General features: G+C 71.6%; 19 protein-coding genes and 1 riboswitch. Of the genes, 13 read left to right on the top strand and 6 right to left on the bottom strand.

Going from position 1 to position 20,328, the window contains the following annotated elements; translation table 11 throughout:
- Nucleotides 1-23 precede the first annotated feature (23 nt).
- Nucleotides 24-1,613, bottom strand: a complete 1,590-nt coding sequence (locus tag ACQEV1_RS40995) for an MFS transporter (RefSeq protein ID WP_433401891.1) — start codon at nt 1,611-1,613, stop codon at nt 24-26.
- A gap of 133 nt (nt 1,614-1,746) precedes the next feature.
- On the opposite strand from ACQEV1_RS40995, the gene ACQEV1_RS40990 reads away from it, so the two are divergent.
- Complete coding sequence (locus ACQEV1_RS40990) at nt 1,747-2,394, top strand: TetR family transcriptional regulator (RefSeq protein ID WP_433401889.1); 648 nt, start codon at nt 1,747-1,749, stop codon at nt 2,392-2,394.
- Between the two features lie 4 nt (nt 2,395-2,398).
- On the opposite strand, the gene ACQEV1_RS40985 is transcribed toward ACQEV1_RS40990, so the two are convergent.
- Nucleotides 2,399-4,426, bottom strand: a complete 2,028-nt coding sequence (locus ACQEV1_RS40985) for a HelD family protein (RefSeq protein WP_433401888.1) — start codon at nt 4,424-4,426, stop codon at nt 2,399-2,401.
- 135 nt (nt 4,427-4,561) lie between these two features.
- Between ACQEV1_RS40985 and ACQEV1_RS40980 the strand changes: the two genes are divergently transcribed.
- Nucleotides 4,562-5,515 (top strand): quinone oxidoreductase family protein, encoded by a 954-nt coding sequence (locus tag ACQEV1_RS40980; protein WP_433401886.1) that lies wholly within the window; start codon nt 4,562-4,564, stop codon nt 5,513-5,515.
- On the opposite strand, the gene ACQEV1_RS40975 is transcribed toward ACQEV1_RS40980, so the two are convergent.
- Nucleotides 5,505-5,909, bottom strand: a complete 405-nt coding sequence (locus ACQEV1_RS40975) for an NUDIX hydrolase (RefSeq protein ID WP_285630992.1) — start codon at nt 5,907-5,909, stop codon at nt 5,505-5,507. The two genes, ACQEV1_RS40980 and ACQEV1_RS40975, sit on opposite strands and share 11 nt — an antisense overlap.
- A gap of 359 nt (nt 5,910-6,268) precedes the next feature.
- Here ACQEV1_RS40975 and ACQEV1_RS40970 point away from each other — a divergent pair, with 359 nt between their 5' ends.
- The 7 genes from ACQEV1_RS40970 to manA all read left to right on the top strand — a co-directional run bounded on the left by ACQEV1_RS40970 (nt 6,269) and on the right by manA (nt 14,579).
- Nucleotides 6,269-7,279 carry a LacI family DNA-binding transcriptional regulator gene (locus tag ACQEV1_RS40970; protein ID WP_285630997.1) on the top strand — a complete coding sequence of 337 codons (1,011 nt, stop codon included), beginning with the start codon at nt 6,269-6,271 and terminating at the stop codon, nt 7,277-7,279.
- Between the two features lie 105 nt (nt 7,280-7,384).
- Nucleotides 7,385-8,695 (top strand): ABC transporter substrate-binding protein, encoded by a 1,311-nt coding sequence (locus ACQEV1_RS40965; RefSeq protein ID WP_433401883.1) that lies wholly within the window; start codon nt 7,385-7,387, stop codon nt 8,693-8,695.
- The gene (locus ACQEV1_RS40960; RefSeq protein WP_285631003.1) at nt 8,692-9,663 is read left to right on the top strand and encodes a carbohydrate ABC transporter permease; all 972 of its coding nucleotides are present in this window, start codon (nt 8,692-8,694) and stop codon (nt 9,661-9,663) included. The genes ACQEV1_RS40965 and ACQEV1_RS40960 overlap by 4 nt, the downstream gene beginning before the upstream one ends.
- Nucleotides 9,656-10,498: a carbohydrate ABC transporter permease gene (locus tag ACQEV1_RS40955; protein ID WP_285631006.1), complete on the top strand. Its 843-nt coding sequence runs from the start codon at nt 9,656-9,658 to the stop codon at nt 10,496-10,498. Before ACQEV1_RS40960 ends, ACQEV1_RS40955 begins: the two co-directional genes overlap by 8 nt.
- Nucleotides 10,499-10,523: 25 nt before the next feature.
- Nucleotides 10,524-12,425: a glycoside hydrolase 5 family protein gene (locus ACQEV1_RS40950; RefSeq protein WP_433401880.1), complete on the top strand. Its 1,902-nt coding sequence runs from the start codon at nt 10,524-10,526 to the stop codon at nt 12,423-12,425.
- A 137-nt stretch (nt 12,426-12,562) separates the two neighbouring features.
- Entirely contained in the window at nt 12,563-13,462 is a 900-nt protein-coding gene (locus ACQEV1_RS40945; RefSeq protein WP_349498024.1) for an ROK family protein, read from the top strand.
- 1 nt (nt 13,463) lies between these two features.
- Nucleotides 13,464-14,579 (top strand): mannose-6-phosphate isomerase, class I, encoded by a 1,116-nt coding sequence (manA, locus tag ACQEV1_RS40940; RefSeq protein ID WP_285631017.1) that lies wholly within the window; start codon nt 13,464-13,466, stop codon nt 14,577-14,579.
- A 1-nt stretch (nt 14,580) separates the two neighbouring features.
- On the opposite strand, the gene ACQEV1_RS40935 is transcribed toward manA, so the two are convergent.
- Complete coding sequence (locus ACQEV1_RS40935) at nt 14,581-15,615, bottom strand: alpha/beta hydrolase (RefSeq protein WP_433401878.1); 1,035 nt, start codon at nt 15,613-15,615, stop codon at nt 14,581-14,583.
- A gap of 233 nt (nt 15,616-15,848) precedes the next feature.
- Nucleotides 15,849-16,733 (bottom strand): helix-turn-helix domain-containing protein, encoded by an 885-nt coding sequence (locus ACQEV1_RS40930; protein ID WP_285574199.1) that lies wholly within the window; start codon nt 16,731-16,733, stop codon nt 15,849-15,851.
- Nucleotides 16,734-17,275: 542 nt separating this feature from the next.
- Here ACQEV1_RS40930 and ACQEV1_RS40925 point away from each other — a divergent pair.
- The 4 genes from ACQEV1_RS40925 (at nt 17,276) to ACQEV1_RS40910 (ending at nt 19,036) form a co-directional block, all read left to right on the top strand.
- Nucleotides 17,276-17,551, top strand: coding sequence for a DUF6504 family protein (locus ACQEV1_RS40925; protein ID WP_433401876.1), 276 nt, complete (start codon nt 17,276-17,278; stop codon nt 17,549-17,551).
- 51 nt (nt 17,552-17,602) lie between these two features.
- Nucleotides 17,603-18,112, top strand: a complete 510-nt coding sequence (locus ACQEV1_RS40920) for a GNAT family N-acetyltransferase (RefSeq protein ID WP_433401874.1) — start codon at nt 17,603-17,605, stop codon at nt 18,110-18,112.
- Between the two features lie 85 nt (nt 18,113-18,197).
- Nucleotides 18,198-18,614, top strand: a complete 417-nt coding sequence (locus ACQEV1_RS40915) for a prevent-host-death protein (RefSeq protein ID WP_285631030.1) — start codon at nt 18,198-18,200, stop codon at nt 18,612-18,614.
- Nucleotides 18,611-19,036 (top strand): cytotoxic translational repressor of toxin-antitoxin stability system, encoded by a 426-nt coding sequence (locus tag ACQEV1_RS40910; protein ID WP_433401872.1) that lies wholly within the window; start codon nt 18,611-18,613, stop codon nt 19,034-19,036. The genes ACQEV1_RS40915 and ACQEV1_RS40910 overlap by 4 nt, the downstream gene beginning before the upstream one ends.
- 11 nt (nt 19,037-19,047) lie before the next feature.
- Here ACQEV1_RS40910 and ACQEV1_RS40905 read toward each other — a convergent pair whose 3' ends face one another.
- Nucleotides 19,048-20,073: an LLM class F420-dependent oxidoreductase gene (locus ACQEV1_RS40905; protein ID WP_433401870.1), complete on the bottom strand. Its 1,026-nt coding sequence runs from the start codon at nt 20,071-20,073 to the stop codon at nt 19,048-19,050.
- A gap of 109 nt (nt 20,074-20,182) precedes the next feature.
- A riboswitch (cobalamin riboswitch) is annotated at nt 20,183-20,305 on the top strand.
- The last annotated feature ends 23 nt before the right edge of the window (nt 20,306-20,328 follow it).

Here is a 20,328-nt window from a genome sequence, read left to right as displayed (position 1 = left end):
CCGTTGGCAAGCCCGGTACGACGTCAGACGAGAGCCGCGGCCCCCTCCACCTGACGCCCGGCCCGTACGAGCAGGCTGAGCAGCGCGGCCACGAACATGATGCCGGCGCTGGCCGTGAACGCCAGGTGCATCCCGTCGATGAACGACAGGTTGCTGGCCCGGACCAGCAGCCGGGCCACCTCCGGCCGGGTGTTCGCGGGCACGGGCGCGACGCCCTGGGAGATGGCCTCCTTCATCAGGTCCACCTGCGCGGGGGTCGGCACCGGCAGGCCGGCGTCCTTCATGTGGCCCGGCAGCACGTTCGCCACCTTGGCGGTCATCACCGCGCCGAGCACGGACGTGCCGAGTGCGCCGCCGACCTGCATCGCCACCTGCTGGAGCCCGCCCGCGACTCCGGCCAGGGCGACCGGGGCGTTGCCGACGATGATGTCGGTGGCGGCCACGAGCACCGGACTCAGCCCGATGCCGAGCAGCGCGAACCACGGCGTCATCGCCCAGAAGCCGGCGTCGACGCCGATGTGGGTCAGCCCGAGGAACGCGACGGCGGCGAACACCATCCCGGCGACCAGCGGAACACGCGGCCCGACCTTGCTGATCAGCCCGCCGGCCGCGGGGGAGGCCACCATCATCGCGAGCATCATCGGCAGCAGCCGTACGCCGGTCTGCACGGGGGACAGCAGGTGGACGCTCTGCAGGTAGAAGGTCAGGAAGAACATCCCGCCGAACATCCCGAACGCCATGAGCATCATCAGCACGGCGCCGACCGACAGCGGGACGGACCGGAACAGCCCGAGCGGCAGCAGCGGCTCGCGGGCCTTGGCCTCCCGCAGCACGAAGAAGGCCAGCAGCACGACGGCCGCGCTCAGGAACGCCAGCGTCTTCACGTCGCCCCAGCCGTACGACGGCGCCTTGATCACGGCCCACACGAGCGAGAACAGCGTGCCCGACAACAGCAGGATGCCGGGGATGTCGAACGAGGAGCCCCGGTCGCCACCGCGGGCGTTCACCAGGAACAGGCCGCCGACCACCAGGGCGACGACGCCGACCGGGACGTTGATGAAGAACACCGACTCCCAGTTGATGTGCTGGACGAGCAGGCCACCGGCGATCGGGCCGGCCGCGGTCGAGGCCGCGATGCAGGCGCTCCAGATGCCGATGGCCAGGTTGAGGCGCTCGGCCGGGAACGCGGCCCGAAGGAGTCCCAGCGCGGTCGGCTGGAGCATCGCCCCGAAGAGGCCCTGAACGACGCGCAGGGCGATCATCAGCCCGATGTCCTTGGACAGGCCGATGCCCGCCGAGGCGAGGGCGAAGCCGACGACGCCGATGAGGAAGACCGGCTTGTGGCCGAGCCGGTCGCCGAGCTTGCCAGCGGTGATCAGCGACACCGCGAGCGCGAGTAGGTATCCGTTCGTCACCCACTGCAGGTCCGGCAGCGAGGCGCCGAGGTCGCGGGAGATCGCCGGGTTGGCGATCGCCACCACCGTGGTGTCGAGGGTGACCATGATCACGCCGAGTGCGACGGCGATCAGCGTCAGCCAGGGATTGCCGTGCCCGCGTCGGGCCGTACGGCCGGATGCGGCGGGTACGGAGTGCTGTGCGACCGGCTGAGACATCCATCCCCCTCGATCGGTATGAGCGCGGTCTCCTCTGAAAGTTATGGCAGCTACTGACAAATGACAAACGTCTCCGAAGAGTCACTTGCTGTCATATGGCAGAATCTGAAGGAGAAAGGGAGGCGAGAGCGCGATGGCAGGCATGACCGACGCCCACGTCGCCGGCCTGCGCGAACGCAAGAAGCAGCGGACACGCTGGGCGCTCGTCGACGCCGCGCTCGACCTGTTCCTGGCCAAGGGTTACGAGGCGACCACGATCGACGAGATCGTCGCCGCGGTCGACGTGTCGCAGCGCACCTTCTTCCGGTACTTCGCCGGCAAGGAGGACATCGCCCTGTCCTTGCTGACCGGCTACGACACCCTCTTCATCGCGGCCCTGGCCGAGCGCCCGCCCGGTGAGCCGCCCGTGGTCGCGCTGCGGGCCTCGCTCGACGTCTCCCTCGACGCCATCCGCGAGAGCGACGATGCGGACACGGCGCGGTTCCGCAAGCTCCACCGCCTGATCGACGGCACGCCCAGCGTCGCCGCCGGGCAGCTGCGCAGGTTCGCCGAGACCGAGCAGGCCGCGGCGCGGATCCTCGCGCGGCGCGCCGGCGTCGACGAGGTGACCGATCCGCGGCCCCACCTGGTGGTCGCCGCGTTCATGTCGGTCGTCCGGGTGGCCTACGAGACCTGCGTACGGGACGAGATCACCGAGCCCGCCGAGGTCGTGCCCCGCGTGCGCGGGTTCGTCGCGCTCGCCGCCGAGACACTGCCCGGCGCCTGGTCCGCGGTGCCCTGAGCCGTCAGGCGAGGGGCGCCGGAAGGTCGCGGGTGTGCAGCACGGTCAGGTGCGACACCGCGCGGGTCAGCACGACGTACAGCCGCCGCAGCCCCGGCGCGATCCCGCCGTCGCCGGGCGCGACGACCGGCTCGGCGTCGGCGATGTCCGCGGGTTCGACGACGATGACCTGGTCGAACTCCAGGCCCTTCGCCTGCGTCGCGGGCGTGAGGACCAGGCGCGCTCCGGCGAAGCCGTCGGTGAGCGTCACGTGGTCGAGCCCTTCGGCGGTCAGCAGCCGGGTGAGCGCGGGCACGCTCGCGTCGGCCGTGATCAGGCCGACCGAGCCCTCGTCGGCGAGCGCCTCCCGGCAGGCGGCCACGACCGCCGCGTCCGCGTCGCCGCCGTCGACCCGGCGGATCTCCAGCGAGCCCGGCGCGGAGCGCACTGAGGTCGGCGGGGCCAGCCCCGGCGCGATCGAGGGCAGCAGCCGGCTCGCGAAGTCGATGATCTGGCGCGGCACCCGGTAGCCGCGGTCCAGGACGGTGCGCTCCGCCTCTGGCTTGCCGAGGTGGCGCAGGAGCGTCGCCCAGTCGCCGACCGCCCACGGCGTCGTGCCCTGGGCGATGTCGCCCAGCACCGTGGCCGAGCCGGTCTCGCACCGCCGTCCCACCGCGCGGCACTCCATCGCGGACAGGTCCTGCGCCTCGTCCAGGACGACGTGGCCGAGGCTGGGCGTCCGGCTGATGATGTCGGCCGCCTCGTCCACCAGCACCGCGTCCGCGCGGGACCAGCGGGCCGACTTGGGGCCACGGGCGGGCCGGTCCCACAGCAGCGCGACCTGCTCGTCGGCGTCGAGCAGCCCGTCGGCCGCCGCGGCGAGGAAGTCCGCGTCGGACAGCAGCCGCATCACGACGCGTACGGGGTCGAGCGCCGGCCAGGCCTGGTCGACCATCGCCTTCACCGGCCGGGTGCGGCGCACGGCCTCGTGCGTACGGTCGTCGCACGCCTCGCCGGCCGACTCCATGCGGACGAGGATCGCGTGCGCGATGCGGTGGGAGAGCAGGTCGCGGCCCGCGCCGTACCGGACGCCGCGGGCCCGCAGCTCACCGGCCAGCTCGGCGACCTCGTACGCCGGGATCCGCCAGCGCCGGGTGCCGCGCGGCAGCACGAGCGCCTCGTCCGGCTCGCGCAGGTGGCTCCAGACCGCCCGCCGCAGCACCTCAGCCATCCGCGCGTCGCCCTTGATCCGCGCGGTCGCGGGGTCGTCCCGCCCCTTCACCGGCACGGCGTCGAGGAGCCCGTCGAGGGTCTCCTGCTTGACGTTGATCTCGCCGAGCGCGGGCAGCACGCCGCGGATGTAGTCCAGGAACGAGGCGCTCGGCCCGATGACGAGCACGCCGCCGCGGCGCATCCGCTCGCGGTGCGCGTAGAGAAGGTAGGCGACCCGGTGCAGGCCGACCGCGGTCTTGCCGGTGCCGGGCGCGCCCTGCACGCACAGGGTGTGCTCGGCGCCGGCCCGTACGATGTCGTCCTGCTCGGGCTGGATCGTGGCGACGATGTCGCGCATCGGGCCCACGCGGGGGCGTTCGATCTCCTCGATGAGGATGCGCGACTCCGCCTGCGTGGTGAAGTCCTCGTCCTCGAACGCGGTCAGCTCGCCGCCGGAGTAGCCGAACCGCCGCCGCAGCACGAGGCCCATCGGGTCGGCCGTGCTCGCCTTGTAGAAGGGCCGGGACATCGGCGCCCGCCAGTCGATGACCAGGGGTTCGCCGCCGTCGTCGTGGACGTGCCGGCGGCCGATGTAGAGGCGCTCGCCCGGATGGTCGAGGCGGCCGAAGAACAGCGCGGTCGAGGGGTCGTCGAGCAGCGCCTCCGCGCGCTTGGCCAGGTCGCGCGCCAGGACCTCCGCCGACACCCAGTCGCCGGCGGACGAGGCGTCGAGCGTGAGGACGTTCTCGCGCATCCGGCCCAGCGCCGCCCGGGAACGCCGGAGATAATCGCGCTCGGCGGTTATCTCGGCCTCGATGTCCTCGGCTTCCTGGGCAGGCATGACAGAACCCTTCCGGTAGGTGGGGGAGCGCAAAGTCACCAACTTAGTACGGGAGACGCGGCGGGCTCACCTCAATTTCCCCGCCGCCCGTGCGCTAAGTTCGAACGGGATCGAACCACCGCTCTGGGAGGTCACATGCGTGCGATCGTCATCACCGAGTTCGGCGGATCCGAGGTGCTCCGGGCCACCGACTACGAGGACCCGCGGCCGGGCCCCGGCGAGATCGTGATCGACCTCATCGCGAGCGGCGTCAACTATCGCGACACCTACGAGCGCACCGGCGCGTACCCCAAGGACCTCCCCTACGTCCCCGGCCTGGAGGGCGCGGGCCGGGTCAGCGCGGTGGGCGAGGGCGTGACCGGTACCGCCATCGGCGACGTCGTGGTGTCGGCCGACATCCAGGGCTCCTACGCCGAGCGCGCCGTCGTGCGCGCCGACCGCGCCGTGCCGGTCGGCGACGCCGACCCCGAGCAGGCCGCGGCCGTGTTCCTCCAGGGTCTGACCGCCCACTACCTCAGCCACTCGACATACGCCATCAAGCCGGGCGACATCGCCCTGGTGCACGCCGCGGCGGGAGGCGTCGGGCTGCTGCTCACCCAGATGATCAAGCTGCGGGGCGGCCGTGTGATCGGGACGGTCTCCACGGAGGAGAAGGAGAAGCTCGCCCGCGACGCCGGCGCCGACGAGGTGGTGCGCTATGACAACTTCGCCGAGGAGGTGCGCCACCTGACCGGCGGCGTGCACGTGGTGTACGACGGTGTGGGCAAGACGACCTTCGACGACAGCATGTCGGTGCTGCGGCCCCGGGGCATGCTGGCCCTCTACGGCGCGTCGAGCGGCCCGGTGCCGCCGGTGGACCCGCAGCGGCTCAACGCCGCCGGGTCGCTGTTCCTCACCCGGCCCACCCTCGTCCACTACACCGCCACCCGCGAGGAGCTGACCCTGCGCGCCCAGGACCTGTTCGGCTGGATCGCCGCCGGCGACCTGTCGGTGCACATCGGCGGGCGCTATCCGCTGGCGGAGGCCCGGCGGGCGCACGACGACCTGGAGTCGCGCCGCACCACCGGCAAGCTGCTGCTCATCCCCTGACCGGCGGGAGCACCCTCCACCGAGTCAGCGTCTCCACCAGGCCGGGGCTGGCCGGGAGGCGGCGCAGCTCCTCCGGGGCGACCCATCGGGCGTCGGACGCGTCGTCGCCGGGCGTGAGCGTGCCGCCCGTCACGACCGCGGCGTAGTCGTGGATGTCGTAGGTCACCCCGGCCGGACCCGCGCGCTCCACCGACCCGACGAGGCGGCCCGGCGCGACGACCAGGCCGGTCTCCTCGGCCAGCTCCCGCGCCACCGCCTCGGCGTCGGACTCGCCCGCCTCGACCCGCCCGCCCGGCAGCGACCACAGGCCCTCACCCGGGGGATGCCCCCGGCGGATGAGCAGGAGCCGGCCCTCGGCGTCGTGGACGATCGCCCCCACGCAACGCACGTGCATGCCGACAGAATGCCCCCGTGAGCGACCGCCGCGCACGCTCCGGGACGAAAGGGGAATCGGCATGACCGCACTGGAGCCGTTTCAGGACAAGCGGATCCGCGACAGCATCGCGCGTCAGACGCTGCTGACGACCCTGGGGCGTCGAGGTCGTCGAACTGGCCCCCGGACGGGTGACGCTGGGGCTGCCCTTCCGGCCGGACCTGTGCCGGCAGAACGGCTTCCTCCACGCCGGCGCCACCCTGATGGCGATCCCCCGTCCCTGACGCCCTGCGCGCCGGGGCATCGCCACCGGTCATCGCGTTACAGTTGTCCTCTCAGGAAAACCGGTTAAGTGAGCGCCGGCACATGGGGGAGTCCGAATGAAGCGTCCCACGATCGCGGACATCGCCCGGCGTGCCGGCGTCACCAAGAGCACCGTCTCGTTCGCGCTGAACGGCCGGCCCGGAGTGTCGGAGGCGACCCGGGCCCGCATCCTCGACATCGCCCGCGAGATGGGCTGGCAGCCGAGCCGGACCGCGCGGGCCCTGTCCGGCGGGCGCGCCGGCGTTCTCGGCCTCGTCGTGGACCGGCCGGCCCGCACGCTCGGCGTCGAACCCTTCTACATGCAGCTCATCTCCGGCATCGAGGCCGAGCTGTCGAGCCGCGACACCGCCCTGCTGCTCCAGGTCACCGACGACGCCGGCGCGCAGGAGGCGACGTACCGGTGCTGGTGGGCCGAGCGCCGCGTCGACGGGGTCTTCCTCGTCGACCTGCGCGTGGACGATGAGCGCACGAAGGTCCTGGCCGAGCTCGGCATGCCCGCGATCGTGGTCGGCGGCCCCCACGGCCTGGGCGGCCTGCCGGGGCTGTGGAACGACGAGATCGCCCCGGTCCGCGCGGTCTTGGAGTACCTGGTGGCACTCGGACACCGGCGCATCGCCCGGGTCGCCGGGCTGCCCGGCCTGTGGCACACGGTCATGCGCGACGAGGCATTCGAGCGGATCGCCCGCGAGCTGGGCGTGACGCCGTCCGGGGGCACCGCCGACTACACCGGCGACGCGGCCGCCCGCGTGACGCGGCGGCTGCTCGCCTCCTCCGCCCCACCGACCGCGATCGTCTACGACAACGACGTCATGGCCGTCGCCGGGCTGGGCGTCGCGGCCGAGATGAACATCCGCGTCCCCGACCGGCTGTCCATCGTCGCCTGGGACGACTCGGTGCTCTGCCGGCTCGTCCACCCGCCGCTGACCGCCGTCGGCCTCGACATCGCCGCGTACGGCGCGGAGGTCGCGCGGCGCCTGGCCGACCTCGCGGCCGGCCGGCCGGTGACGAGCGCCTGCCACGCGACGGCGGTCCTGTCGCCCCGGGGAAGCACCGGACCGGTCCGCTGACGCCGTCTCACATCACCTGTTGACGCTAAACCGGTTTAGTGGTCCGATGCATGGAACCAGAGCCGGGGGCGTCCTCACACGACTGACGGGTGACGGGAGACACAGGTGAAGGCACGCGGAATCGCGGCACTCGCGGCGAGCGTCACGCTCGCCGCCGGGTTGTCGGCCTGCGGCAGCGGCGGAGGCGACGACTCGTCGCCCAAGTCCCTGACCTACTGGGCGAGCAACCAGGGCCGCAGCATCCAGCAGGACCAGCAGGTGCTGGGGCCGGAGCTGAAGAAGTTCGAGGCCAAGACCGGTATCAAGGTCAAGCTCGAGGTGATCGGCTGGCCGGACCTGCTCAACCGGATCCTCGCGGCGACCTCCAGCGGCCAGGGGCCGGACGTCGTCAACGTCGGCAACACCTGGTCGGCCTCACTGCAGGCGACCGGTGCCTTCCAGTCCTTCGACGACGCGACCATCGCCAAGGTCGGCGGCAAGGCGAAGTTCATCCCCTCGACGCTGACCTCGACCGGGGCGGCCGGTAAGCCGCCCGCCTTCGTGCCCCTCTACGGCCTGGCGTACGGGCTGTTCTACAACAAGAAGCTGTTCGCCGACGCGGGCCTGAAGCCGCCGCAGAGCTGGCAGGAACTGGTCGCCGACGCGAAGAAGCTCACCGATCCCGCCAAGAAGCAGTACGGCGTCGTCATGGAGGGCGCCAGCTACACCGAGGGCGCGCACTTCGCCTTCATGTTCGGCCGGCAGAACGGCGCGAACCTGTTCCAGGGCGGGCAGCCCGGCTTCGACTCCCCGCAGATGGTCGCCGGGGTGAAGCAGTACGTCGACCTGATGGCCGGGCAGAAGGTCGTCAACCCGAGCAACGCGGAGTACCTCAACGACGCCGACATGCTCAAGGACTTCGCCGCGGGCAAGGCCGCGATGATGATGATCCAGAGCTACGCGCCCAAGGGTCTCGCGGAGAACGGCATGAAGGCCGGGGAGTTCGGCGTCGTGCCGATCCCGGCGCCCGACCCGCTGCCGCCCGGCGGGCACAAGGTCAGCAGCCACGTCGCCGGCATCAACATCGGAGTGTTCAAGAACACCAAGAACAAGGACGGCGCCCTCAAGCTGATCGACTTTCTGACCAGCCCCGACGAGCAGAAGATCCTCGACACCCAGCTGGGTCCCCTGCCGGTGGTGCAGCAGGCGTACAGCGACCCGAAGTTCCAGACGCCGGAGATCAAGACGTTCCGGGACATCCTCGCCAACGCCTCGGAGACCCTGCCGATGATCCCGCAGGAGGCCCAGTTCGAGACGCTGGTCGGCAACACCGTCAAGCAGCTGATCGCCGACGCCGCCGCGGGCAGGCCCGTCGACGATCAGACCATTCAGAGCCGCCTCGCCGCCGCGAACAAGAAGATGCAGTCCGGCGGATGAGCCGAACCGTCACCGCCCCCGGGGAGGCGCCCTCGCGCGCCCCGGGGGCACCCGCCCACCGGGTCCGCAGGCCCCGCCGCGCGCTACTGCCGTACCTGCTGGTCCTGCCGGCGCTCATCGCCGAGTTGGCCATCCACGTCATCCCCATGCTCGTCGGCGCGTGGATGAGCCTGCTGCACCTCACCCAGTTCTTCATCCGCAACTGGACCGCCGCGCCGTACGGCGGCCTGACCAACTACCGCGTCGCCGTCGACACGAACGGGCCGGTCGCCAAGGACCTCATCCACTCCTTCCTCATCACGGTCGCGGTCACCGTCCTGGTCGTGGCCCTGTCGTGGATGTTCGGGCTGGCCGCCGCGGTCTTCCTGGAGAAGCCGTTCCGCGGGCGCGGTGTGCTGCGGACGCTGTTCCTCGTCCCGTACGCGCTGCCGGTCTTCACCGCGGTGATCACCTGGCGGTTCATGTTCCAGCGCGACAACGGCATGGTGAACGCCCTGCTGTCCGACGAGCTGCACCTCGCCCACGGCCATCCGTTCTGGCTGCTCGGCGGCAACAGCTTCGTCGCGATCGTCGTCGTGAACGTCTGGCGGCTGTGGCCGTTCGCCTTCCTCACACTGATGGCCGGGCTGCAGAGCATCCCCGGCGACCTGTACGAGGCGGCGGCGATCGACGGCGCGGGCTTCGCGCGCCGGCTGCGGTCGGTGACCCTGCCGCTGCTGCGGCCGGTCAACCGGGTGCTGCTGCTCGTGCTGTTCCTGTGGACGTTCAACGACTTCAACACCGCCTACGTCCTGTTCGAACAGCCCCCGGCCGACGCGGACATGATCTCCATCCACATCTACAACGCCTCGTTCCTCACCTGGAACTTCGGCCTGGGCTCGGCGATGTCCGTGCTGCTGCTGGCGTTCCTGCTGGTCGTCACGCTCGGGTACCTGGGCGCCGGTCGGCTGAGGAGCCGTCATGCGTGAGTCGTCGGCGGTGCGCTGGGCGCGCCGGGTCGTGCTGACCCTCCTGACGGTCTTCACCGTCCTGCCGCTGTACGTGATGGTCGTCTCGTCGGTCAAGCCGCTGCGAGACGTGCAGGGCGCCTTCCACTGGATCCCGACGCACGTGACCGTCCGGCCGTTCGTCGACATGTGGCACACCGTGCCGCTGGGCCGTTACTTCATCAACAGCCTGGTCGTGTCGGGCTGCGCGACGGTCTGCTCGGTCATCATCGCGATCTTCACCGGATACGCGGTCAGCCGGTACCGCTTCGCCGGCCGCGGCACGTTCATGACGGCCGTGCTGTCGACGCAGATGTTCCCGGGCATCCTCTTCCTGCTGCCGCTGTTCCTGATCTTCGTCAACATCGACCGGTACACCGGCATCACGCTGTACGGCAGCCGGCTCGGGCTGATCATCACCTACCTCACCTTCGCGCTGCCGTTCTCGATCTGGCTGATCGCCGGCTATTTCGACACGATCCCGCGCGAGCTGGACGAGGCCGCGCGGGTGGACGGCGCCGGGCCGATGCGGACGCTGTTCCGGGTCATCCTGCCGGTGGCCGCCCCGGGCGTCGTCGCGGTCGCCATCTACGCGTTCATGACGGCCTGGGGCGAGGTGCTGTTCGCCTCCGTCCTCACCGACCACGCGACCCGCACCCTCGCGGTGGGCCTGCGCGAGTACTCCAACCAGGGGCAGGTCTACTGGAACGAGGTGATGGCCGCGTCACTCGTCATCAGCCTCCCGGTGGTGGTCGGCTTCCTCGCACTCCAGCGCTTCCTGGTCCACGGGCTGACCGCGGGCGCGGTCAAGTCCTGACGGGCTCCTGCAGAAAGGCACCTCTTTGCACCGCAACTTCGCCAAACTGCCCGGCGCCGCGTGGCTCGGCGTCAACTTCTGGTCGCGTACCGGCGGACCGCTGATGTGGCGCTCCTACGACCCCCGCGTCGTACGGGAGGAGCTGGACGTCCTGCGCGAGCACGGGCTGAACACCACGCGGTCGTTCTTCTACTGGCCGGACTTCATGCCCGAGCCCGACCGGATCGACGAGACCCTCGCCGGGCACTACGCCGACTTCCTGGAGGCGCACGCCGAACGCGCCATGGCGACCATCCCGACGTTCATCGTCGGCCACATGTCCGGGGAGAACTGGGACCCGGCCTGGCGGGCCGGCCGCGACCTGTACGCGGACGTGTGGATGGTCGACCGGCAGGCGTGGTTCGCCGAGGAGATGGCGCGGCGCTACGCCGGGCACCCGGCGGTCGCGGGCTGGCTGATCACCAATGAGATGCCCATCTACGGCGGTAAGGCGCCGACCGAGGAGGTGACGGCGTGGGCCCGGCTGATGGTGCGGGCGGTGCGCGCGGGCGGGGCGACCGAACCGGTCTCCATCGGCGACGGCGCCTGGGGCGTCGAGGTGACCGGGCAGGACAACGGCTTCTCGGTACGCGAGTTGGCCGCCGTCACCGACTTCGTCGGCCCGCACGTGTACCGCATGGAGGACGACCTGGTCCGCCAGCACTACGGCGCGGCGTTCATCTGTGAGCTGGCCGGGACGTACGGCCGGCCGGTCGTGCTGGAGGAGTTCGGCTGCTCCTCGGACTTCGTCTCCGACGACAACGCCGCGCACTACTACCGGCAGGTGCTGCACAACAGCCTGCTCGGCGGCGCGACCGGCTGGCTCGGCTGGAACAACACCGACTTCGACCTGGTGGACCAGCCCCCGTACAGCCACCATCCGTTCGAGCTGCACTTCGGGCTGACGGAGGTCGACGGCACGCCGAAGCCGGCGCTGGAGGAGATGCGCCGGTTCGGCGCGGCCCTCGACCGGATCGACCTGGCGGCCTGCGAGCGTGCCGCGACCGACATCGCGCTCGTCGTGCCCTCGGTGCTCGACGCCGGTTACCCCTTCACCCGGACCGCCGACCGCACCGACGTGTTCGGCGCGCTGCGGCAGGCGTACGTGACCGCGCGGGCCGCCGACCTGCCGGCCGGCCTCACCCGCGAGAGCGACGGCATCGCGCCGGACGCGCGGCTGTACCTCGTCCCGTCGGCCAAGCAGCTCACCGGGCCGGGCTGGCACCGGCTGGAGGAGCTCGCCGCGGGCGGGGCCGTCGTGTACGTCTCCTACTGCGCGGGCTCGCACGGCTGGCAGCGCGGACCGTGGTACTCCCACATGAATGCGATGTTCGGGGTCGAGCACCGGCTCCGGTACGGCCTGGCCGACCCGATCGAGGACGACGTCGTCGAGCTGACCTTCACCGCCGCCCTCGGCCCGCTCGCCGAGGGCACGACGCTGGCGTTCCGCGCCGCCGGCACCGAGCACAGCCGCTCGTACCTGCCGGTCCGGCCCACCACGGCGGAGGTCGTCGCGGTGGACGGGCACGGCCGGCCGGCCCTGCTGCGCCGCCGGCACGGCGAGGGCTCCCTCGTGCTGTGCGCGTACCCGCTGGAGCACATGGCGGCGGTCACCCCGCGGGTGAACCCCGAGCCCACGTACCGCCTGTACGACGCGCTCGCCACGCTCGCGGGGGTGCGCCGCCCGGTCACCGTCGCCGACCCGCGGGTGTCCGCGGACGTGCTGGTCCGCGCCGACGGCGCCCGGTTCGCGGTACTGGTCAGCCAGGCCGATGAGGAGCTCAAGGTGGTCGCCGAGGTCGCGGCCGCGTCCGCCGGGGCGGAACCCGCGCGTGAGGAGGTGGCGCTGGAGCCGTATGGTGTGCACGTGCTGGAGCTTCGACGTTGACCGACGTGCGTGAGACGGCGTCCACGACCCCCGCGACCGCCGCAGAGACCAATGGATCCTCCGTGAGCGAGCGGAGCGAGCGAACCGACGAACACAGCGCCTCTGGTCCCTCCACCGACGAAGGAGGGCTCTTGAGCGTGCTGGCCGTGGACATCGGCGGCACCAAGCTCGCCGCCGCGCTCGTCCACTCCGACGGGCGCATCGGCCCCCTCGCCACCCGCCCGACACCCAAGGGCGACGCCGAGGAGGTGTTCTCCGCCCTGGCGGCCGTCGCCACCGAGGCGGTCGGAGGCGAGGAGGTGTCCGGCGCGGGCATCGGCTCGGCCGGACCGCTCGACGCCATCGCCGGCACGGTCAGCCCGGTGAACATCCCGGGCTGGCGCGGCTTCCCGGTGCGCGACCGGCTCGCCGCCCTGCTGGGCGGCCGCCCGGTCGTCCTGGTGAACGACGCCGTTGCGGGCGCGATGGGGGAGTACCACCACGGCGCGGGCCGCGGCGTCCGCGCCATGCTCGGCATGGTCGTCTCGACCGGCGTCGGCGGCGGCCTGATCCTCGACGGGCGGGTGTACGCCGGGCCTACCGGCAACGCCGGGCACATCGGGCACACGGTCGTCGACCTCGGCGGCGACCCGTGCCCGTGCGGCGCGCGGGGCTGCGTCGAGACGATCACCTCCGGGCCCGCGATGGTCCGCTGGGCGCTCGCCAACGGCTGGTCCGGCCCGGCGGCCACCGGCGTGGCGCTCGCCGCCTCCGCCCGTGACGGCGACCCGGTGGCCCTGGCGGCGTTCGACCGGTCGGCGCGCGCGCTGGCCGCCGGCATCTCCTCCGCCGCCGCGCTGTGCGACCTGGACCGCGTGGTGATCGGCGGCGGCGTCGCACGAGCCTGGGACCTGCTCGAACCCCCGCTGACCGCCGCCATGGCCGACTACGCCGGACTCGCCTTCGTACGCCGCGTGGAGATCGTCCGATCCGCGCTCGACGGGCAGGCCGGCCTGCTCGGCGTCGCCGCCCTCGTCCACGACCCCGAAACGGCCTGAGATGGAACTTCTCGACAACCCGATCCAGGAGTACGCCTGGGGATCCCACGAGGTGCTCGCCGACTTCCTCGGCCGCCCCGGCCCCACCGAGGCGCCGGAGGCGGAGCTGTGGATCGGCGCGCACCCGGCCGCGCCGTCGCGGCTGCGGTCGGGCCGGCCGCTGGGCGACCTCATCGCCGCCGACCCCGGGGCGACGCTCGGCGACGCGGCCGTGTCGGCCTTCGGGCCCCGGCTGCCGTTCCTGCTGAAGGTGCTCGCGGTGGCCGAGCCGCTCTCCCTGCAGGTCCACCCCGACCGGGCGCAGGCCGAGCGAGGCTTCGCCGCCGAGACCGCTCCTGAGGGCGACCCGTCCCGCAACTACAAGGACTCCTGGCCCAAGCCGGAGATCCTGTGCGCGCTGACCGAGTTCCACGCGCTGTGCGGCCTGCGGGACCCGCGTGAGAGCGCCGAGCTGCTGGCCCCGATCGCCGCGCTGCGGCCCGTCGTGGACCTGCTCGCCGCCGGTGACCTGCGGGCCGCGGTCGAGACACTGCTGACCTGGCCGTCGCCGAAGGACGTGGTGACCGAGGCCGCCGCGGTCGCGCCCGAGCCGTACGCCTCGCTCGCCGCGCGTCACCCCGGCGACATGGGCGTGCTCGTCGCCATGCTGATGAGCGAGGTACGGCTCAGGCCGGGGCAGGCGCTGTACGTCCCGCCGCGCCGTCCGCACGCCTACCTCAGCGGCACCGGGGTGGAGCTGATGGCCGGTTCGGACAACGTGCTGCGCGCCGGGCTCACGCCCAAGCGCGTCGACGTGCCCGAGCTGCTGGCCGTCGCGTCGTTCGAGCCGGGCCCGCCGGACGTGCTCGACCCCGAGCACCGCGACGGCGAGGACGTCTTCGTCACCCCGGCGCCGGAGTTCCGGCTGTCGCGTCTCGACGCCGCCCGGCGGCCCGTGCTGCCGGCCGCCGGCCCGCAGCTGCTGCTGTGCGCGGACGGCGGCGTACGGCTCCGCCGCGACGGCGAGGAGCTGGAGCTGCGGCGCGGCGACGCGGTGTTCGCCGGGCACCGCGGCGGCCCCGTCGAGGTGACCGGGACCGGCACGGTGTTCCGCGCGAGCCTGCCCTCCGCGGGGTAGCTCAGGGCGTGAGGCGCTCGGCGAGCCAGGCGAGGGCCGGCGGATAGCGGTACTCGATGGCGCGGTGCCCGGCGTCGAACAGCTCGAAGTGGACATCGTCGTCGGCGACGCCGGCCGCCTCGACCGCGCGCCGGAACGCGACCGCGCCGAAGTCGAGGTGGAACTCATCGCGGGTGCCCGCGTCGATCCAGATGGCGCGCATCGACCGCAGCGCCTCGGCGTGATCGGGGCGCGCGGCCATGAGTACGGGGTCCCGGGCCAGCCAGCGCTCCCAGACCTCGGGGATCACGTCGCCGGTGTCGTCGAAGGGCAGCCGCACGGTCCCGTCCGCGTCGGCGGAGTAGGCCGCGGCGTAGCCGTACTGCTCGATCAGGGCGAAGTCGGTCTCCTTGGTGCCCGCGATGCGACCGCGGAAGTCGGCCAGGAACGCCTCCACCGACCCGTCGTAGGAGTCGCGCAGCTGCCGCGCCACCTTCGGGAAGTGCGGCCGGTAGCAGACGTCGAACAGGGCGTCGCCCGCGTGGGTGGCCAGCGCGCCGAACACGTCGGGTCGCAGCATCGGCGTGACCATGGCGCCGTAGCCGCCGCTGGACTTCCCGCTGATCGCGCGGTGGTCGCGGCTCGCCAGCGTGCGGTAGCGGGCGTCGACGAAGGACACGACCTCCTCGCACAGGTACGTGTGGTACCGCCCGGTGCCGGGCGAGTCGAGGAACTGGCTGCCGCCGACCGAGGTCCAGGCGTCGACGTAGACGACGATGACGGGTGGCGCCTCCCCGTTGGCGAACAGCCGGTCGACCAGCTCGGGAAAGGTCGGCCGCCACGGCGCGCGGTTGTGCCACATGGGCAGCTGGCCGGTGTACCCCTGGATCACGTAGACGGACGGGTAACGCCGCTCCGGCTCCTCGTCGTACCCCGGCGGGACGTACACCTCCAGCGGGCGCTCGTGGGGATCGCCGAGAGGGTTGCCGCGCAGTGCGTCGCTGTCGATGACGTGCTCGTCGAGGCGTCCGGCGGGTGCGGCCGACCAGGGTGGCATCCGTGCTCCTTCGCTCGGGTACGCGTCCGACCGTATCCCGAGCCGGAGACGGCCGCGGGAGATCGACTCCCGCGGCCGCCCGGCGCAGTTACGTCAGTGCTCGCTCACGATTTCGAGGACGCTCACTTCGACGCAGTCCGCCCCCTGCGAGCTGCGGCTGCTCGTACGCCAGCCAATGTCCGCGAGATCGGGGTCGCAACCCATCCCCCAGCTCTCCTTTCGTGGTGAACCGATCATCCCCGTGGGTACGGGGACGTTTTCTTGAGCTCATCCGCGACCGCGGCGATGAAGTCGGTCGACTCGTCCGGCGGTAGCGCGGCGGCTCGTAGATGGTCGAACCAGGTGGTGTGGCGGCGGACGTCTCTGTCCTTCTCCAGGAAGATGTTCCCCGCGGGCGAATCGACGTACACGACGTCCAGATCCGTCGGGTCGGGGAAGCCGATGATGGTGAACGCGCCGCCGAGCCCGGGATGGGCGCCACGGGCGAACGGCAGCACTTGGATCGTGACACTGGGGAGCTCCTCGGCCTCGAGCAGCCGGGCGAGCTGGGCGCGCATGACCGGGACGCCGCCGATCGGGCGGCGCAGCACCGCCTCGTCGAGCACGGCCCAGACCTCCAGGCTTCCGTCGTCGGCGAGCATGGCCTGCCGTCGCTGGCGCAGGGAGATCATGCGGTCGATGTTGGCGGTGCTCTCGGTGGGCCGGCCGACCTTTATCAGCGCGCGGGCGTACTCCTCGGTCTGCATGAGCCCGGGGATGAGATGGGTCTGGAACGTGCGGAGCGAGGCCGCCGACGCCTCCAGCCCGACGTAGGTGTCCAGTCCCGCGGACAGCACCGATTCGTACTCGGTCCACCAGCCTCGCTGCTGGGCGTCCTTGGCGAGGGTGAGCAGCTGTTCGCGCTGGGCCTCGTCGCCGACCTTGTACAGGTCGAGCATGTCGCGCACGTCCCGGATCCGGGCGACGGACTTGCCGGTCTCGATGCGGCTGACCCGCGACATCGAGCACTCGAGGTGTTTGGCGACGTCCTCGATCATGAGGTTGGAGGCCTCACGCAGCCTGCGGAGTTCCATCCCGAGGCGGCGTCGGCGGACGGTTGGGCTTTGCGCGTCGGACATCGAGCACCTCCAGAGCGACCGTCCGGGACGGAGGGGTTGAGCGGGGGCGGTGGACGGAACGAGGGGCCGCGGTGGGCGGTGGCGGCGGATGACGGATCAACTGCCTGGAGTCGCTGATCGCTGCGGAAGCGTGCGCGGGATCGGATCGAGGGGGACGGAGTTTTTGCCCGATACTACCGCTCTGCCTCATTTAAGCGGATTGTCGTGAAAATAAGCGTTACGCGCTGTTGTCGTACGAGTACCTCTTGCCACGACATCGCACTTTACCTGTTCAATGGTATGTCGCTCATCCTTTTGTCGGGTAAGGGAGCCCCGAAAGGGTGATCTGACGGCGGGAGGCGCCGGATCCGCACGGCGCGTCGCGGCCGGATCACCGATCGGTGCCGGGCGCCGCCCTCTTCCCAAAACGTTGAGCCGAACGTATGTTCGATGACGCCTGTCTTCCCCCGGGCACTTTCGGCGGCTTTTTGACCGGGAAGGTGGGCGGTCCGCGTGACCGGAGTCAGCGATCGGCGTCGACGCGACGCGTGGACGGTGTCCGGATGAGCCGGGCGTACGGCGACCCGGTCGAGGTCTGGCGGACCGACGGCCGGCCGTCGCGGTTCGTCTGGCACGGCCGTCTCTACACCGTGCTGCGCGTCCTGGACCACTGGGTGACCACCCGCGACTGGTGGCGCGACCGCAACCCGGAGTCCGAGGAGTCGACCGCCCGGGAGTTCTGGCAGGTGGAGGCCACCCCGGACCATGAGATCGGCGTGTACGAACTCCGCTACGACGAGGCGAGCGACACCTGGATGCTCTCCCGCGCCTGGGACTGATCGCCCGTTAGAGTTCGCCAGTTCCGATGTCGAGGCAGAACGGGAGAGCCCATGAGCCGGGTGGTGTTGCGGCCGGTCGAGGAGAAGGACATCGACGTCTTCGAGGCCGAGTTCGCCGGCCCCGAGGGGACCGGCGTCCACCAGTGGTTCGGGTACCGCAGCCCCCTCGACCTGCGGCGCCGGTTCGCCGAGACCGGCCTGCTCGCGCCGGACGGCGGAACCCTCACGGTCCGCGAGGACGACACCGTCGCGGGCCGGGTCGAGTGGTTCAGGAGCCTGTGGGGCCGCCCGGAGACGTCGTGGTGCTGGACCGTCGCGATCGGCCTGCGGCCGAGCTGCCAGGGCCGGGGTCTCGGCACCGAGGCGCAACGGCTCCTGGTGACCTACCTGTTCGACCACACCCGTGCCCAGCGGATCCAGGCCTTCACCGACAGCGGCAACGTCGCCGAACAGCGAGCGCTGGAGAAGGCGGGCTTCGAACGGGAGGGCGTCCTCCGCCAGGCCCAGTGGCGAGCCGGCGGCTGGCACGACCAGATCCTCTACTCGACGCTACGCCCGTAACCGGAGGCGTGCTAAGTACGTGCCGTACTTGATGTACTTGACGCCGGATGCCACTCTGAAGGCCCGCTCCGACGGAGGTATGCCCATGGGCGCCGTTCACTTCGACAGCTATACGGATGCCCGTGCGCATCTGAAGGCGCTCCTGGACGCGGCTGAGAGAGGCCTGGTGGCCACGGTGCGCCGCGAGTCCGCCACGACCGCCATCGTGGACGTCGAGCGGCTGCGCCACTACCTCGCGACGGTCACTCCGTCTCACGCGCAGGTGGTCCCCGAATCCGGCGGCTGGTCCCTCTTCATCCCGGGACTGCCCGTCGCCGCGGACGGCGCCACCTTCGACGAGGCCGTCGCCGAGATGATCGAAGCGCTGCGTGAGTACGCGGAGGACTGGCAGGACCACCTGCTCGACGCTCCGAGCCACCGTGAGAACTGGGGCCTTGTCCAGCTGATCAGCCTCAGTGATGACGCACAGTTGCGCGACTGGCTGGTGGGCGAGACCCGGTGACCTGGCCGCAACCGACCCGTGAGGATCACGAGCGCTTCTGCCAGACCGAGGGATGGCGTCCGGTACGGACCGCCCGGGGGCGGACGGGGACCCATCGCGTCACCTATGAACTGGACCTCCCCGACGGCCGGATCCTGAGGACCCGGATCTCCCATCCGGTCGACCGGAGTATCTACGGCCGCAGCATCTGGGGTCACCTACTCCGCGATCAACTCCAGGTGGATGAGGCGAGCTTCTGGGCCTGTGTCCAGGACAAGGTCGTGCCCGATCGCGGGATGCCCACGCCACCGCCGGAGGCGCTGCCCGCCGATCTCGTCCATCTGCTGATCTCCAGGGCCGGTCTCGACGAGCGAGAAGTCGCGGCGATGACCAAGGAGGAGGCCATCGCCCGGCTGCACCGGTACTGGATCGACGGCGTCTGATCGCCGGTGGCTTACGCGGGGACCATGGCGCGGATCGCCTTGAGGGTCGGTTCGTCCTTCACTCCGGCGATGAGCAGGGTGGTGACCGGGGAGTCCAGCCACAGCCGCAGGCGTTCGCGGATCCGGTCGAGCGGGCCGAGCAGGGAGATCCCGTCCGCCAGTGCGTCCGGTACGGCCCGGACCGCCTCGTCCCGGCGTCCCGCGAGGAACAGGTCCTGCACTCGTGCGGCCTCCTCGGCGTACCCCAGCCGGCCGATCAGGTCCAGGTGGAAGTTGCGGTCGCGGGCGCCCATGCCGCCGATGTAGAACGCCAGCGGGATCTTGGCCACCTCCAGCGCGGCCGTCAGGTCGTCGGTGACGATCGTGGTGACCGTCGCGGCGATGTCGAAGCCGTCCGGGCGGTCGCGCAGCGACGCGCCGAAGACCGGTTCGATCCGCTCCGGGTCGACGAACAGCGGTAGCCAGCCCTGGGCGATCTCCGTCGACAGCGCGACGTTCTTCGGGCCCTCCGCGCCGAGGTAGATCGGGATGTCCGGGCGCAGCGGGTGCGCGATCGACTTCAGCGGCTTGCCCAGGCCCGTCACCCCGTCGCCCACCCCGTACGACCGCAGCGGCAGGGGGTAGTGCGGGCCGGTACTGGTCACCGGTTCGGCGCGTCGCCACACGTCGCGCAGGATCCGGACGTACTCGCGGGTGCGCGCGAGCGGCCGGGCGAACGGCACGCCGTACCAGCCCTCCACGACCTGCGGCCCGGACGCGCCGAGGCCGAGCGTGAGCCGTCCGCCGGACAGGGCGTCGAGGGTCAGCGCGTGCATGGCGGTGGCGGCCGGGGTGCGCGCCGACATCTGCGTCACGGCCGTGCCCAGGCCGATCCGTGAGGTGCGTGCGCCGTACCAGGTCAGCGTCGTGAAGGCGTCGGATCCGTACGCCTCCGCGGTGAAGACCTGGTCGTAGCCGAGGCGTTCGGCGGCGAGCACGGTCTCGGTGTCGTCCACGGGGTCCCGCTGCCAGTAGCCGAGGTTGATGCCGAGCCTCATGCGCGCCTCCGGGAGAAGTAGAACCTGTTTCATCTAAACAGGAGCAGACCGGCGCACACCTGTCGAGCCGAGATCGGCCGTGTGCCATGCTGTGCATCGGCGGTACGCGGAGGAACCCGGTGAGATTCCGGGGCTGTCGCGCAACTGTGACCGGGGAGTCCGTCCTCAACCGACGGCCACGGCGTGAGCCGGAAGGCCGAGGACGGGCGACGATCCGGCAGCCAGGAGACTCCGGCCGCCACCTGCAGGCCACCT

The organism is Actinoallomurus sp. CA-142502, from assembly GCF_050936355.1.
In the GTDB taxonomy this organism is placed as follows: Bacteria; Actinomycetota; Actinomycetes; order Streptosporangiales; family Streptosporangiaceae; genus Actinoallomurus; species Actinoallomurus iriomotensis.
Note: the sequence above shows the minus strand (reverse complement) of the source record. Positions and strands in the feature narration are given on the sequence as shown.

Bases quoted from the DNA above. Each gene is read 5' to 3' on its own strand.
- ACQEV1_RS40905 (WP_433401870.1), bottom strand. From the start codon at position 20,073: ATGAGGCTCGGCATCAACCTCGGCTACTGGCAGCGGGACCCCGTGGAC.
- ACQEV1_RS40995 (WP_433401891.1), bottom strand. From the start codon at position 1,613: ATGTCTCAGCCGGTCGCACAGCACTCCGTACCCGCCGCATCCGGCCGT.
- ACQEV1_RS40920 (WP_433401874.1), top strand. From the start codon at position 17,603: ATGAGCCGGGTGGTGTTGCGGCCGGTCGAGGAGAAGGACATCGACGTC.
- ACQEV1_RS40915 (WP_285631030.1), top strand. From the start codon at position 18,198: ATGGGCGCCGTTCACTTCGACAGCTATACGGATGCCCGTGCGCATCTG.
- ACQEV1_RS40960 (WP_285631003.1), top strand. From the start codon at position 8,692: ATGAGCCGAACCGTCACCGCCCCCGGGGAGGCGCCCTCGCGCGCCCCG.
- ACQEV1_RS40970 (WP_285630997.1), top strand. From the start codon at position 6,269: ATGAAGCGTCCCACGATCGCGGACATCGCCCGGCGTGCCGGCGTCACC.
- manA (WP_285631017.1), top strand. From the start codon at position 13,464: ATGGAACTTCTCGACAACCCGATCCAGGAGTACGCCTGGGGATCCCAC.
- ACQEV1_RS40985 (WP_433401888.1), bottom strand. From the start codon at position 4,426: ATGCCTGCCCAGGAAGCCGAGGACATCGAGGCCGAGATAACCGCCGAG.
- ACQEV1_RS40980 (WP_433401886.1), top strand. From the start codon at position 4,562: ATGCGTGCGATCGTCATCACCGAGTTCGGCGGATCCGAGGTGCTCCGG.
- ACQEV1_RS40935 (WP_433401878.1), bottom strand. From the start codon at position 15,615: ATGCCACCCTGGTCGGCCGCACCCGCCGGACGCCTCGACGAGCACGTC.
- ACQEV1_RS40975 (WP_285630992.1), bottom strand. From the start codon at position 5,909: ATGCACGTGCGTTGCGTGGGGGCGATCGTCCACGACGCCGAGGGCCGG.
- ACQEV1_RS40930 (WP_285574199.1), bottom strand. From the start codon at position 16,733: ATGTCCGACGCGCAAAGCCCAACCGTCCGCCGACGCCGCCTCGGGATG.
- ACQEV1_RS40925 (WP_433401876.1), top strand. From the start codon at position 17,276: ATGAGCCGGGCGTACGGCGACCCGGTCGAGGTCTGGCGGACCGACGGC.
- ACQEV1_RS40990 (WP_433401889.1), top strand. From the start codon at position 1,747: ATGGCAGGCATGACCGACGCCCACGTCGCCGGCCTGCGCGAACGCAAG.
- ACQEV1_RS40955 (WP_285631006.1), top strand. From the start codon at position 9,656: ATGCGTGAGTCGTCGGCGGTGCGCTGGGCGCGCCGGGTCGTGCTGACC.